Annotated in this window: 10 protein-coding genes; 6 read left to right on the plus strand and 4 right to left on the minus strand. The window is 73.0% G+C overall.

The features are described 5' to 3' along the window. The first annotated feature begins 87 nt into the window (after positions 1–87). The 4 genes from AC1P0E_RS27005 to AC1P0E_RS27020 all read left to right on the plus strand — a co-directional run bounded on the left by AC1P0E_RS27005 (position 88) and on the right by AC1P0E_RS27020 (position 6,530). Positions 88–810: a class I SAM-dependent methyltransferase gene (locus AC1P0E_RS27005; RefSeq protein WP_482744702.1), complete on the plus strand. Its 723-nt coding sequence runs from the start codon at positions 88–90 to the stop codon at positions 808–810. 99 nt (positions 811–909) lie between these two features. Then, positions 910–3,405: a SpoIIE family protein phosphatase gene (locus AC1P0E_RS27010; protein WP_482744703.1), complete on the plus strand. Its 2,496-nt coding sequence runs from the start codon at positions 910–912 to the stop codon at positions 3,403–3,405. A 289-nt stretch (positions 3,406–3,694) separates the two neighbouring features. After that, a complete protein-coding gene (gene rsgA, locus AC1P0E_RS27015) occupies positions 3,695–4,819 on the plus strand; it encodes a ribosome small subunit-dependent GTPase A (RefSeq protein WP_482744704.1) in 1,125 nt (374 codons plus the stop codon). A gap of 289 nt (positions 4,820–5,108) precedes the next feature. Further along, a complete protein-coding gene (locus AC1P0E_RS27020) occupies positions 5,109–6,530 on the plus strand; it encodes a DNA-3-methyladenine glycosylase 2 family protein (RefSeq protein ID WP_482745914.1) in 1,422 nt (473 codons plus the stop codon). Positions 6,531–6,571: 41 nt separating this feature from the next. Here AC1P0E_RS27020 and AC1P0E_RS27025 read toward each other — a convergent pair whose 3' ends face one another. Next, complete coding sequence (locus tag AC1P0E_RS27025; RefSeq protein WP_482744705.1) at positions 6,572–7,417, minus strand: alpha/beta fold hydrolase; 846 nt, start codon at positions 7,415–7,417, stop codon at positions 6,572–6,574. Positions 7,418–7,530: 113 nt separating this feature from the next. On the opposite strand from AC1P0E_RS27025, the gene AC1P0E_RS27030 reads away from it, so the two are divergent. Further along, on the plus strand, positions 7,531–8,463 hold the full coding sequence (locus tag AC1P0E_RS27030) for a helix-turn-helix domain-containing protein (RefSeq protein WP_482744706.1): 933 nt from the start codon (positions 7,531–7,533) through the stop codon (positions 8,461–8,463). A gap of 5 nt (positions 8,464–8,468) precedes the next feature. Here the strand turns inward: AC1P0E_RS27030 and AC1P0E_RS27035 are convergent, their stop codons facing one another. The 3 genes from AC1P0E_RS27035 to AC1P0E_RS27045 all read right to left on the minus strand — a co-directional run bounded on the left by AC1P0E_RS27035 (position 8,469) and on the right by AC1P0E_RS27045 (position 10,449). Then, entirely contained in the window at positions 8,469–8,834 is a 366-nt protein-coding gene (locus AC1P0E_RS27035; RefSeq protein ID WP_482744707.1) for a PPOX class F420-dependent oxidoreductase, read from the minus strand. Positions 8,835–8,905: 71 nt separating this feature from the next. Next, complete coding sequence (locus AC1P0E_RS27040) at positions 8,906–9,388, minus strand: DUF456 domain-containing protein (protein WP_482744708.1); 483 nt, start codon at positions 9,386–9,388, stop codon at positions 8,906–8,908. Positions 9,389–9,465: 77 nt separating this feature from the next. Next, the gene (locus AC1P0E_RS27045) at positions 9,466–10,449 is read right to left on the minus strand and encodes a helix-turn-helix domain-containing protein (protein ID WP_482744709.1); all 984 of its coding nucleotides are present in this window, start codon (positions 10,447–10,449) and stop codon (positions 9,466–9,468) included. A gap of 692 nt (positions 10,450–11,141) precedes the next feature. Here AC1P0E_RS27045 and AC1P0E_RS27050 point away from each other — a divergent pair. Continuing rightward, on the plus strand, positions 11,142–12,887 hold the full coding sequence (locus AC1P0E_RS27050; protein ID WP_482744710.1) for a protein phosphatase 2C domain-containing protein: 1,746 nt from the start codon (positions 11,142–11,144) through the stop codon (positions 12,885–12,887).

Genomic DNA, 12,887 nt, shown 5'->3' on the forward strand with positions numbered 1-12,887 from the left:
TCCGGGAGGGTGGTGCCGGGGTAGGTACCGGTCGCGAGGCGCAGCAGCGCCGGGCAACACGACTTCCGTACGCACCTGGGGCATCCGATGACTCTGACCGGCCGATACGTGCACGCATGGGAGAGCTACTGGGGGGACACCCCGGACGCACCCGGTGAAGCGATCTGGGACAGCGATCCGTCGCTGACAGCCGCGCCCCACCTGGACCTGTTCGCACCGCATACCGACGCGGCATTACCCGTGGTCGACGTCGGGTGCGGGAACGGCACGCAGACCCGCTATCTCGCACCCCACTTCGCCCGGGCGGTGGGTGTCGACGTCTCCCACGCGGCGATAGCCCACGCGCGACGGGCGGACACCGCGAGCGAGGTCGAGTTCAGGCAGCTCAACGCGACCGACACGGCGGCCGTGCGGGAGCTGCGCGAACGACTCGGTGACAGCAACGTCTACATGCGGGCCGTCATCCACCAGAGCGATCCGCCGGACCGGCCCCTGATCGCGGCGGCGGTCGCGGAGCTGGTGGGAGAGCGGGGGCGTGCCTTCGTGGCGGAGCTGACCGCAGAAGCGAAGACCGTACTGCAGGAGATCATGCGCGAGCCGGGCGGACCGCCGCCGAAGCTGGCACGGGTCTTCTCGCACGGGCTGAAACCGGCGGAGTCCGAGGACCGCGAAGTACCGGATCTCCTGCGCGCGTCGGGGCTCACCGTCCTGTCGCACGGCCGTACCACTCTTGCCCAGACGGAGTTCCGGGCGGACGGTACGCGCATAGAGCTGCCCGCGCAGTGGCTGGTCGTGGGCCGTACCGGTTGAGAGAGTCCGTCAGTTTGGGCGCTGTCCGGGCGCACCGCGGTTGTGCCCGCCCCCGGCACGGCGGATTCTGTAGGAGATGAACCGGGCTGGTGTGGCGCAATGAGTGCGTGGAACGCGGCGCAGAGTGCCGACTTCCGTGGTCCCCTCGACGTCACCAGGGCGGCCACGGCGGTCGTCGACGCCCAGGACACGGTCGTCGGATGGAGCCCCGCGGCCGAGAAGCTCCTCGGCTACCGGCCGCACGAGATCGTCGGACAGCCACTGACGACCTTCCTGCCGCCCCGGCCGGTCTCCGCTCCCGCTCCCGCTGCGGCTCCGGCTGCGGCTCCGGTGGAAGAGGAGGCCGGTCCGGCCCTGGCCGGCCCGTTCCGGGGGAACGAGATCCGCGTCGCCCGGCACCGGGACGGACATGAGCTGCTTGTCGCGACCGCGGTGTGTTCCCTGCCGGGCCCCGGTACGGCCGAGCGCGTCCTGGTGGCGACGGAGCTGAAGGATCTGCGGGCGTGGGAATCCCGGCTGGCCCTGCTGCACGGGCTGGCCACACAGTCGCCCGTCGGCCTGGCCATCTACGACACCGACCTGCGCCTGACCTGGTGCAACACGGCATACGAACGGGAGATCGGAAGGCCGTTCGCCGAGTTCAGCGGCCTGCGCGCCGACGAGCTGTACGCCGAGGGCAGGTTCGTCACCCAGGCGTACCCGCGCACTCTCGACGCGGTCATGCGTCACGTACTCGGCACCGGCGAACCCATTCTCGACCTGCACTTCCAGGGCCGGCCCCCCAGCGACCCGGAGACGGACCACCTCTGGTCCTGCTCCTACTACCGGCTCCAGGACGCCGACGGACACGTGCTCGGAGTGTGCGAGGACGCGTTCGACATCTCCGACCGCTACAAGGCCCAGCAGCGGCTGGCCCTGCTCGTCGAGGCGGGCCGCGGTATCGGTACCGCGCTCGACGTGCTGGTCACCGCCGAGAAGATCACCGAGGTGGCGGTACCGGAGTTCGCGGGCTCCGTCACGGTCGATCTCGCGAGGGCCGTACTGGAGGGCGAGGTCCCGGCGCCCGGCGGCTCGGCGGTGATGGCTCTCGTGCGGGTCGCCTGCCGATCGGCCCGTGGGGCGGAGGAGGCGGCGGAGCCCGGGAGGGGCGAGGAAGAAGACGACCCGCGAAAGCTACGGGCGCCGGGGGAGCCGAGGGACCAGTGCGAGCGGCCTCTTCCCCCGGTGGACTACCCGCCGGGCTCACCGCAGGACCGCAGCCTCGCCTCGGGCGGGCTCGTACTCGACGACACCACCCTGGTCGTGCCGTTGCGGGCGGGGAACAGCATCCTGGGGCTCGTCACCTTCGTCCACGGCGCGGACGCGGGCACCTTCGACAACGGTGAGATCGCGCTGGCCGACGAGCTGGTCGCCCGTACGGCGGTATCCATCGACAACGCCCGCCGCTTCACCCGTGAGCGAACCTCGGCCCTCGCCCTCCAGCGCCAGCTGCTGCCGCAGCACGTGCCCCAGCAGTCGGCGGTCGAGCTGGCCTACCGGTACCTGCCCACGGACGACTCGTCAGGCGTCGGCGGCGACTGGTTCGACGTCATCCCGCTGTCCGGCACCCGGGTCGGGCTCGTGGTCGGGGACGTGGTCGGCCACGGCCTGCAGGCAGCCGCCACCATGGGACGGCTGCGCACGACCGTACGCGCGTTCGCCCAACTGGACATGGCTCCCGACGAGCTGCTGACACGGCTCGACGACCTGGTGGGTCAGTCGGCGGAGGAGCAGTGGGGCGAACTCGGCACGCTCGACGGCACCTTCGACGACGTGACCACCGGGGCGACCTGCCTCTACGCGGTCTACGACCCGGTCTCGCGCCGGTGCGTGATGGCCCGGGCCGGACACCTGCCGCCGGCGGTCGTGCACCCGGACGGCCGTCTGTCGTTCCCCGACCTGCCGGCCGGCCCGCCGCTGGGCCTCGGGGGCCTGCCGTTCGAGTCCATGGAGATCGAGCTGCCGGTGGGCAGCCTGCTGGCCCTGTTCACCGACGGCCTGGTCGAAGCCCGCGACCGCGACATCGATCACGGCCTCGACACGCTGGGACGCGTACTCAGCGACCGGCACGCGTCGCTGGAGGAGCTGTGCGACCGCGCCGTGGCGCAACTCCTGCCGGAGGGCACGACAGCCGACGACACGGCCCTGCTGCTCGTCCGCACCCGCGAACTCGACACCTCGCAGGTCGCCCAATGGGAGCTGCCGGCGGAGCCGGTCGCGGCGAGCCGTGCCCGTGATCTGGCCACCGGACAGCTGCGGGACTGGGGCCTGGAGGAACTGTCGTTCACGACCGAACTCGTGGTCAGCGAACTCGTCACCAACGCGGTCAGGTACGCCGACGGGCCCCTGCACCTGCGCCTCATCCGCGATCGCACGCTCCTGTGCGAAGTCGCGGACACCGGCCACACCTCACCGCACCTGCGCCACAGCGGGGACGACGACGAAGGCGGCCGGGGACTGTTCATCGTCGCGCAACTCGTACAGCGGTGGGGCACGCGCTACACCCGTTCCGGAAAGACGATCTGGACCGAACAGGCCTTCCCTTCCACGGGATGACGTCAGGACCGGCGCTCCGCACGTCATAAAAACGCTGGCGCCGTGTTCCGGGGCGGGGTTATCGTTCTGCTCGTTCCCGGACGCGGCCGTGCGCCGCCTCACGAGGGGAACGTGAACGTGTCGGTTCGTTGAGAAGCAGGAGGTGAGGACATTGATGACTGTCACGGTGACGGGCGCTGCCCGCATTCAGGAGTTCATCATCGTTTCCACCCCTGTGGTCTCCGGCTGACACTCACTCGACTTCCGCGCGCACAGCGCGCCGCCGGGGCCGCCCTTCGAAGGGTTTCCCTTGTCCAAGGCTTCGCTCCACACGTCGTCCCGCAATGCTCCCGACGCTCAGCACTCCCTCGCCCCCTACGGCTGGGACGAGGCGTGGGACGCGCAGTTCGCTCCGTACGCCGCGCAGGGCCTGCTGCCCGGCCGTGTCGTACGGGTCGACCGCGGCCAGTGCGACGTCCTCACCGCCGACGGCGTCGTCCGCGGCGACACCACCTACGTGACTCCGCACGATCCGCTGCGGGTCATCTGCACCGGTGACTGGGCCGCCGTCGATCCGGGCGGCGACCCGCAGTTCGTACGGGCGTACCTGCCGCGCCGCACCGCGTTCGTACGCTCCACCTCCTCCATCCGGTCCGAGGGGCAGATCCTGGCGGCCAACGTCGACCACGCGATCATCGCGGTCTCGCTCGCCGTCGAGCTGGACCTCGGGCGGATCGAACGGTTCCTGGCCCTGGCCTGGGAGTCGGGCGCGCAGCCGCTGGTCGTCCTCACCAAGTCCGACCTCGTGCCGGACGCGACCGGGCTCTCGTACCTCGTCGAGGACGTGGAGACCGTCGCGCCCGGCGTGCAGGTGCTGGCCGTCAGTTCCGCCACGGGCGACGGCATCGACGTACTCACCGCTGTCGTGTCGGGTGGTACGAGCGTGCTGCTGGGGGTGTCCGGTGCGGGAAAGTCGACGCTGGCCAACGCGCTGCTCGGCGAGGACGTCATGGATGTGCGGGCCATCCGTGACATCGACGGCAAGGGCCGGCACACGACGACCACCCGCAACCTCCTCGCGCTGCCAGACGGGGGAGTGCTCATCGATACGCCCGGGCTGCGGGGCGTGGGGCTGTGGGACGCCGAGGCCGGTGTCGGGCAGGTCTTCTCCGAGATCGAGGAGTTGGCGGCGCGGTGCAGGTTCCACGACTGCGCCCATGACTCGGAGCCGGGCTGCGCCGTGCGGGCGGCGCTGGAGGAGGGCGCGCTGCCGGAACGCCGGCTGGAGAGCTACCGCAAACTGCTGCGGGAGAACCGGCGCATCGTCGCCAAGACCGATGCGCGGCTCCGGGCGGAGATCGGGCGCGAGTGGCGGCTGAAGTCGGCGCAGGGCCGCGCCAACTTCGACGCCAAGCGCGGCGGGGGCCGGCGCTAGGCGGAACGGAGCCGGGAAGGGGCGGGGTGGGGAAAAGCCCTGCGACACTTGCGGCTCCGCCGCGTGGGGCTCCGCCCCAGGCCCCGCTCCTCAAACGCCGGAGGGGCTGGATGTGGCTGGGGCAAGGTCGCGCGCGGCAATATCCAGCCCGTCCGGCGGAGCCGCACAGGTCACAGCCGGAGAGGGGCGGACAGGGGAAAGCCCCGCAGGGCACTTCGTCCGGCCCCCGGACGTCGTGTCCGAATCCCGCCAGCCCGCCACCCGGCGCTGCCGCACACTGGACGGTGTGATGGACGAAGAGGGCAAGTACGAGGCGGTGACCAGCCGCGACGCGCGTTTCGACGGGGAGTTCTTCTTCGCCGTCACGACCACAGGCATCTACTGCCGCCCGAGCTGCCCCGCCGTAACCCCCAAGCGCAAGAACGTGCGCTTCTACCCGACCGCTGCCGCCGCCCAGGGCAACGGCTTCCGGGCCTGCCGCCGCTGCCGCCCCGACGCCGTACCCGGATCCGCCGACTGGAACGCCCGCGCCGACGTCGTCGGGCGCGCGATGCGGATGATCGGCGACGGAATCGTCGACCGCGAAGGCGTGCCGGGCCTCGCGGGCCGGCTCGGCTACAGCACCCGGCAGGTGCAGCGGCAGCTGAACGGCGAGCTGGGCGCCGGTCCCGTCGCACTCGCCCGCGCCCAACGCGCGCACACCGCCCGCGTGCTGCTCCAGACCACCGGACTGCCCGTCACGGAGATCGCGTTCGCCTCCGGCTTCGCGAGCGTGCGGCAGTTCAACGACACCATCCGCCAGATCTACGCCCGCACCCCCAGCCTCCTGCGGACGGAATCCGGAACCAAGACCGCCGGCACCGGCGCACGCACCGCCACTCGCGCGACCGCCGGGCCCGCCGTCGCCGCCGGGATCCCGTTGCGGCTCGCCCATCGCGGGGCGTACGCGGCCAGGGAGATCTTCGACCTGCTCGCGAGCGAGGCCGTGCCGCGCGTCGAGGAGATGCTCGGCGAGTCCGGCGCCCGTACGTACCGGCGCACCCTGCGACTGCCGTACGGAACGGGCATCGCCGCCGTGGACGAGGCGCCGCACAGCGGCTGGCTCGAGGCCCGCGTCCACCTCACCGACCTGCGCGACCTGACCACCGCCGTCCAGCGGCTGCGCAGGCTCTTCGACCTGGACGCCGACCCGTACGCCGTCGACGAGCGGCTCGCGGCGGACCCGGCCCTGGCGCCGCTGGTCGCCGCCCGCCCGGGGCTGCGCTCGCCGGGTGCCGCGGACCCCGACGAGTTCGCCGTACGGGCGCTGGTGGGCCGGGAAGCCGCGGTCGGGCTCGTCGAGTCGTACGGGAAGGTCCTCGACCAGCCGTGCGGAGCGCTGACGCACGTCTTCCCCGAACCCGGCTCCCTCACCGGGGCCGAAGACCCGGCGCTGCGGGCGCTGGCGGCCGCGCTCGCCGACGGCGTCGTACACCTCGGTCCCGGCGCGGACCGCGACGAGGCGGAGCGTGCGCTGCGCGCGCTGCCGGGGATCACCGCGAGGACCGCCGGCCTGATCCGGATGCGGGCGCTCGGGGATCCGGACGTGGCGCCGGACGGAGAGGCGGATGCCGATTGCTGGCGGCCCTGGCGGTCGTACGCCGTGCGACACCACTGGACGGCCCGGGCGCTCGGCCGCACAGGGCGCCAGGTGCGGGCCGCCGCAACCTGACAGCCCCTTGCACTGCCCCGGCCCGTCCCGCCCCGAACCGCCTATGCCATCGAGCCCGTCCCGCCCGTCCCGCCCGGCACCCCGGGCTCACGGCCGGTGGCCAGCCGGTGTCCCTCCCCCTTGGCCGCCCGGAGCAGTACATCGGCCAGTTCGCCGGGGGTGGACAGCATCGGCCAGTGCCCGGTGGCGAGTTCGAAGAAGCCCACCCGGGGGTCGGCCAGCCATTGGAAGAGCGGTTCCCCCGACGCCACCAGGGCCTCGACCGCGGCGATGTCCGCCGTCCCGCCGACGGTGCAGAAGATGCCGCTCGTCGGCAGCTCGCGGGCCGCCCCCGACAGCCGGAGCGGCTGGGTGATCGTGCCCAGCAGCTGCGGTGAGGCAAGGCGCACCAGCCGTGCGAGCGCGTCCGAGGAAACGCCCGCGAGGTTCCCCCACGCCTGCCACTCCTCAAGTGACGGCGAGGGGATCCGCCAGCCGTCCTCGGCCTGTTCGGCCTGCCTCAGCACCCGCTCGCGGGTCGCCGCGTCGGGCATCTGCTCGCGCACCTGGTCGAGCATCGAGTAACCGTCCTGCGGCATGGGCGAGTCCAGACAGACGATGCGGGCGATACGCTCCAGGCGCCGCTCGGCGGCTCCGAGCGCCGGGTAGATGCCGTAGCAATAACCGACGAGCACCACCTCCGGTGCGTCCACATGGTCGATCAGCTGCACCACGTCCTCGATGTGTGTCTCCAAGTCCGTTCCGGGGCCCGCCAGATGGCGGCGGTCACCCGTCCCGGTGAGCGTCGCCGGGTACGCCTCGGCTCCCGACTCCCGCAGCCGCTCAGCCACTTCCCGCCATATCCAGCCACCGGTGTGACCACCCGACACCAGCACGAACGCCGTCATGAACGCCTCCTCGACCGTCTCGCATCCCACGGCCCGCCCCGTAGGGCGTCCGTGGCTCAGCGGTACGGTAGAAGCTCCCCCTGAGGGAGGTTCAAGTCTTGTTCCCTGATGGCATGCTGAGTATCGGAGAGCTGGCCCGACAGGCGGGCGTCACCGTCAAGACCGTCCGCTTCTATTCGGACCGTGGTCTCCTGCCCGAAACCGTCCGCAGCGCCGGCGGCCACCGCCGGTACGGCCCCGAGGCGCTCGACCGGCTGCGTTTGATCCGCTCGCTGCGCGCCCTCGGCCTGCCTGTCCCCGAAGTGGACCGGATCCTCGACCAGGAGGATGCGCTGGAAGACGTCGTCGCCGGACAACTGCGGGAGCTCGGCAACCAGTTGGCCGCCCTGCGCTGGCGGGAGGCCGCACTCCAGCTGCTCCGGGACTGCACCGCCGAGGAACGCGCCGACAGGCTGCGCCTGATCGGCGCCGTGACCACCCCGCCCAGCACAGTCGCGCTGGCGCGCTTCTGGCGTCGGGTGCTGCCCGCGCGCCTCCCGGCCCGACTGGTCTCCACGATCCTCGAACGGACGGTTCCGCAGCCCCCGGCCGACCCGGCCCCGGCCCAGGTACTGGTCTTCGCCCGGCTGCACGCCCTCGCCTCCGGCACCCGCCACGTCCCCAATGTCTGCCGGCCCGTGTCCCGGAAACCCGACGGGGGCTGCCGCCCTGACGTGCTCTACGACGGTCTCACCGAGGCGTGTGCGCTGGCCTCGGCGAAACTGCGCGCCCAGCGGACCCCGCACGAGGGCGAGGCGCTCGACTGCTTCGTCTCCGCGTACGCCCGCTCACACGGCACGCAGGACACTCCCGCCTTCCGCCGCCGCCTCAGCGGCCTGCTCGCGCAGATCGAGCATCCCCTGATCGGCCGCTACTGGCAGCTCACCGCCGAACTGTCCCGTACGCGGTCCAGTCCGGAGTCCGGCCCGCCGGAACCGACCCTCGGCGCCGCCCACGACTGGCTCCGCGCCGCCCTGGACGCCCAGACAGCCGGGCCGGCCCACTGACCCGGCTAATCCAGACCCCAGCTGTGGATCTTCTGCGGGTGGATCCGGATCAGCTCCTCGCTGAAGTGCGGCCCCAGCTCGTGCGGCCCCGCCAGCAGTTCGGCCTCGCCCCGGATGTCCACCCCGCGCACCGCCCACGGCTTCAGGCTCACGATGTCGTCGATCACGAGCGCGACCTTCGGGTTCGCCAGGAGATTGCGCCATTTCTTGGTCGTACCGAGTGCGTAGCCGCCGACCAGGATCGTCCCGTCGTCCTGCGGGTAGAAGCCGACCGGGTTCGCCTGCGGCCTGCCCTTCGGGTCCACGGTCGCCATCCGTCCCAGTCGCTGCGTCTTGAGGTACGCGCGCTCGGCATCGCTGAATGCGGTCATGACGTCAGCCTCACACGCGCGACCCGCCCCGCACATCGGTACGACGGCCCAGGACTTCCGCCCGACCGAGTTCAGCCCCAGACCAGCGCACCCGCCCACGCGCCGACCACCAGCAGGCAGGCGAACAGCTCCACCAGCACCGGGTATCCGATGGCGCGCATGACCGTACGAGTCGAGGCCCAGCCGCCGCCGTGGCTGCCGAGCCGCGCGCGCTCCACCCCGTAGATCCCCCCGACGAACCCCACGATCCCGCCCACCACCGGCAGCAGGAAGAAGCCGGCGATCCCGGCGATCCCGCCCACCACGAGCGTGCGCGGCGGGGCACCCGACTCCTGGCGGCGCCGGGCCGGCAGCAGGGGTTTGAGCGCCTGGTTGAGCAGCATCAGGGCCGTCGCGCCGATCAGTACCCCCCAGGCGAGCACCGACTTGTCCTCCAGCGCCCACCACAGGACGGCCGCCCAGACGATCGCCTGCCCCGGCAGACCCGGCACGAGTACGCCGAGCAGGCCGAGCACCATGACGGTGCCGACCAGGAGGAGCTGCCACACGCCCATCTTCCCAGCGTGCGGGACGCGGGCTGTCGCCGCAGGTCGGAGGGACCGCCCGGGGGCGAACGCCGTGCCGGCGCCGGTCAGCGTCTGGCCACCCAGCCCCGTTCGTACGCGTGCCAGCCGAGCTGCAGCCGCGTCGTCACGCCCGCCACTTCCATCAGCCCCTTCACCCGCCGCTGCACCGTCCGCAGGCCCAGCTCCAGCTGCTTCGCGACGCTCGCGTCCGTCATCCCCGCCAACAGCAGTGACAGCACCTGAAGATCCGTGGCGTCGGGGCCCGGAAGTCCCTCCTCCGACACCGCGCCGTCCGCCCCGAGCCGCAGCGGCAGCGCCTCCCGCCACACCGCCTCGAACAGGCCGGTCAGGGACTCCAGCAGCCCGCTCGCGTGCACGACGAGCGCCGCCGGCTCCGCGCCGCGCCCCGTCAGCGGCACCATCGCGGTGGTCCGGTCCGCGACCACGAGCTTGGTCGGCACCTTCTCCACCACCCGCACCTGCTCCTCGCACCCCAGCGCCGCCGACAGCTCGGCGATCCCGGTGGGCAGCAGGAGTACCTCGCGTTCCAGCACCACCCGGTACGTCACGCCACGCGTCGCCGCCCGCTCCTCCGCCTCGTTGTCCATGCCGCTGATCGCGATCGGATTCCCCGTGAACAGCGCGCACACCTCCTCGGTGGCGCCGAGCTGAAGCTGCACGAAGCGGTGCGCCACCGCGCTCGCCCCGGTCACCACCTCGACCAGATCGTGCACGGCGGGCTCGGCCGCCTCCGCCCGGTACTCCTCCGCCAGCAGCGCCGCCGTCAGCTCGGCCTGCTCCAGCTCGTGCCGCTGCTGGGTCAGCAGCGCACCCAGCGCGACGCCCGGCGGCGCGGCCACCCAGCGCCCCGTACGGGCCGACGACTGGGCCGCGAGCCCGCGCCGCTCCAGGCGGCGCAGCGCACGTTCCGTATCGGCCTCGGGCAGCGTCAGCCGGTGCGCGAGGTCGGGGACCTCCGCCGCACCGAGCGCGACGAGCGCGCGGTACGTCGACTCCTGGGCCTCGTCGAGACCAATGGCTCCCAGCACCCCTCCACACCCCTCCCCGGACGCTTCGGTTCCGCACCCGCCCCCCGATCTTGCCCACCGGCTCGTGGCGGGAAGCGGCCACGGCGTAAACCCGCCGTACGCATCATCCCTGCACCACCGGTCACTCTGCCAATGTGGCGCCACCGCAGCACCAACAGCCTCCGGCGGCAGCGCTTTTGTGCTGAGTGCCGGATTTCATCAAGGGAGAGCGATGCGCCCGATATCGCGCACGGCACTGGGGGCGGCGACCGCCGCCGTCCTCGCCGTCACCGCGGTCGCGCCGTCCGTGGCCCGGCCACAGGACGACACGACGGGGACAAGACTGACGCCCAGAAGATTGGCCTGAGCGTCTCCGGGCACGCGGGATACAAGCCGGGTGCCCTCGCCGAGGCGAAGCTGTCGTACTCGTACGACGGTGGTGAGACCTGGTCGGTCGCCAAGGTCGCACAGCAGGCCGGGACTTGGGCCGCGACGGTGGACCACGCGGGGGCTGCGGGCAAGCCGGTCACGCTGAAGGCCGAGCTGACGGACACGAGGGCAACTCCGTCACCCAGCTGGTGACGCGCGTACGACGTGCGCCAGCCGAAAGACCGTTCGCCGGGCGTCCCTCCCGTGGGGGGTGGGGCCGCCCGGCGGACTTATTTTTCCTGATGCCCCGTTTTCGTACGGCCCTTGCGGTGGACAATAGGGGCATGAGCCAGCAGGGGGAGAGGCACACCGCCAACGAGGACGAATGGTGGCGCCGGCTGTACGACGACGAGCCCGCCCGGGACACGGGCGCCGCGCAGGGGGACGACGACACCCTGGACGCCCGTTTCGACTCGGCAACCGACACGTTGTCACCACCGGCGCGCGTGGCGGAGCAGCGGCACGCGCGCCCCGCAACGGACGGACACCCTCCACCGACCCAGCCGCAGCCACCGCAATCCACACCGGACCCGCCGTCGGCGCCGCCTGCGCCGTCCGTGCCGCCTGCGCCGCCCGCGTCGTCCGTGCCGTCGCCGCCCGCGCCTGAACCGCCGGCGCCGGCATCGTCCGCAGCCTCGTCGCCGCCCGTCATCGCCCGTCAGCGTGCTCCTTGGGAGCCGCCCGACGTGCCCCAGGTTTCGCCCGCCCGCCGGGCGCCGGTCCAGCCGCCCTCCGCGCCCACCGAACCCCCCGAGCGCCGGTGGCCGGGCGGGGCCGCCCCCGCGTCCCACGGAACGCCAGAGGCCCGCACCGCCCGCACCCCCTGGGGCGCCGCAGCGCCTCCCGAGGCCCGGCGGCCCGCGCCCACCGCGCCCGTACCTCCGCAGCCGGTACACCCCGCGCCCCCGCACGCCGACCCACAGCCCGTGCCCCCAGGGAGCAGGACGCCGCCCTTGACCCCGCCCGCCGGGGCCCCCGCAGACAGCGTCGGGGGCGGCAGGGACGGGGTCCCCGGAGGTCAGGGTCGCCGCCCCCGCGCCGGCTATGTCGGCGACCGGCCGCCGACCTATGACGCCGAGCCCACCGCGCTGCCCGCCGCCGACCCGCGCGAGCTCGGCGCTCTGGTCGCCGACACCGTGCTCGACGGAGCCCGGTACGGCACGTACACGCTGCGCGCCGCCTCCGTCCGCGGCGATTCCGCCCGCTACCGCGGCGAGCCCCGCCGCGACGCCTTGCTCACCGCCCGCTTCGGCCGTGGCGAGGACGCGCTCGTCCTGGTCGTGGTGGCCGGTGGGGCCCGCGCCGCCGACAGCGCCCACCTGGCCGCCGCCGACGCCTGCCGTTGGATCGGCGAAGCCGTCGGCCGCAGCCACGCGCGCCTCGCCGACGACATAAGGGCGGGCCGCCGGGGCGATCTCAAGTCAGGCCTGCACCGCCTCACCGACCGCGGTTACGGCAAGCTGCGCGCCCGCGCGTCCGAACTCGGCCTGCGACCCGAGCAGTACACAGTGAGCCTGCGCTGCCTCCTCCTGCCTGCCGACCCCGCGTGCCGGACCAGGGTCTTCTTCGGCATCGGCGGCGGCGGGCTGTTCCGGCTGCGCGGCGGTGCCTGGCAGGACATCGAGCCCGCCGTCCCCGAGCCCGCCGCCGTCACCGGCGCGCCCGTCGTCGGCTTCGGCTCGCCCCCGTCCGGCGGCTTCGGCTCCGTCCCGTCCGAAACCCCCGATGGCGACCGCCTCACGATGGATCTCGGCATTCCGACGCCCCCCTCCCCGTACGTCGAGAACGTCCCGCCGCCCACCGAGCCCTTCCGTTTCCGGGCCTCGGTGGCCCGCCCGGGTGACACCCTCCTCCTGTGCAGCGGCGGCCTCGCCGACCCCCTGCGCGGCGAGACCGCCCTCGCCAAGGAACTCGCCGAACGCTGGGCCCCCGTCGAACCGCCCGGCCTCTCCGAGTACCTCGCGGACACCTGTCTGCGGGTGAAGGGGTACGCCGACGACCGCACGGCGGTGGCTGTCTGGGAGGCGTAA

The sequence above is a fragment of the Streptomyces sp. TRD_SC_5 genome (assembly GCF_056836825.1).

Coding starts and splice junctions, on each gene's coding strand:
- AC1P0E_RS27005 (WP_482744702.1), top strand. CDS start 88: ATGACTCTGACCGGCCGATACGTGCACGCATGGGAGAGCTACTGGGGG.
- AC1P0E_RS27020 (WP_482745914.1), top strand. CDS start 5,109: ATGGACGAAGAGGGCAAGTACGAGGCGGTGACCAGCCGCGACGCGCGT.
- AC1P0E_RS27050 (WP_482744710.1), top strand. CDS start 11,142: ATGAGCCAGCAGGGGGAGAGGCACACCGCCAACGAGGACGAATGGTGG.
- AC1P0E_RS27025 (WP_482744705.1), bottom strand. CDS start 7,417: ATGACGGCGTTCGTGCTGGTGTCGGGTGGTCACACCGGTGGCTGGATA.
- AC1P0E_RS27010 (WP_482744703.1), top strand. CDS start 910: ATGAGTGCGTGGAACGCGGCGCAGAGTGCCGACTTCCGTGGTCCCCTC.
- AC1P0E_RS27030 (WP_482744706.1), top strand. CDS start 7,531: ATGCTGAGTATCGGAGAGCTGGCCCGACAGGCGGGCGTCACCGTCAAG.
- AC1P0E_RS27040 (WP_482744708.1), bottom strand. CDS start 9,388: ATGGGCGTGTGGCAGCTCCTCCTGGTCGGCACCGTCATGGTGCTCGGC.
- AC1P0E_RS27035 (WP_482744707.1), bottom strand. CDS start 8,834: ATGACCGCATTCAGCGATGCCGAGCGCGCGTACCTCAAGACGCAGCGA.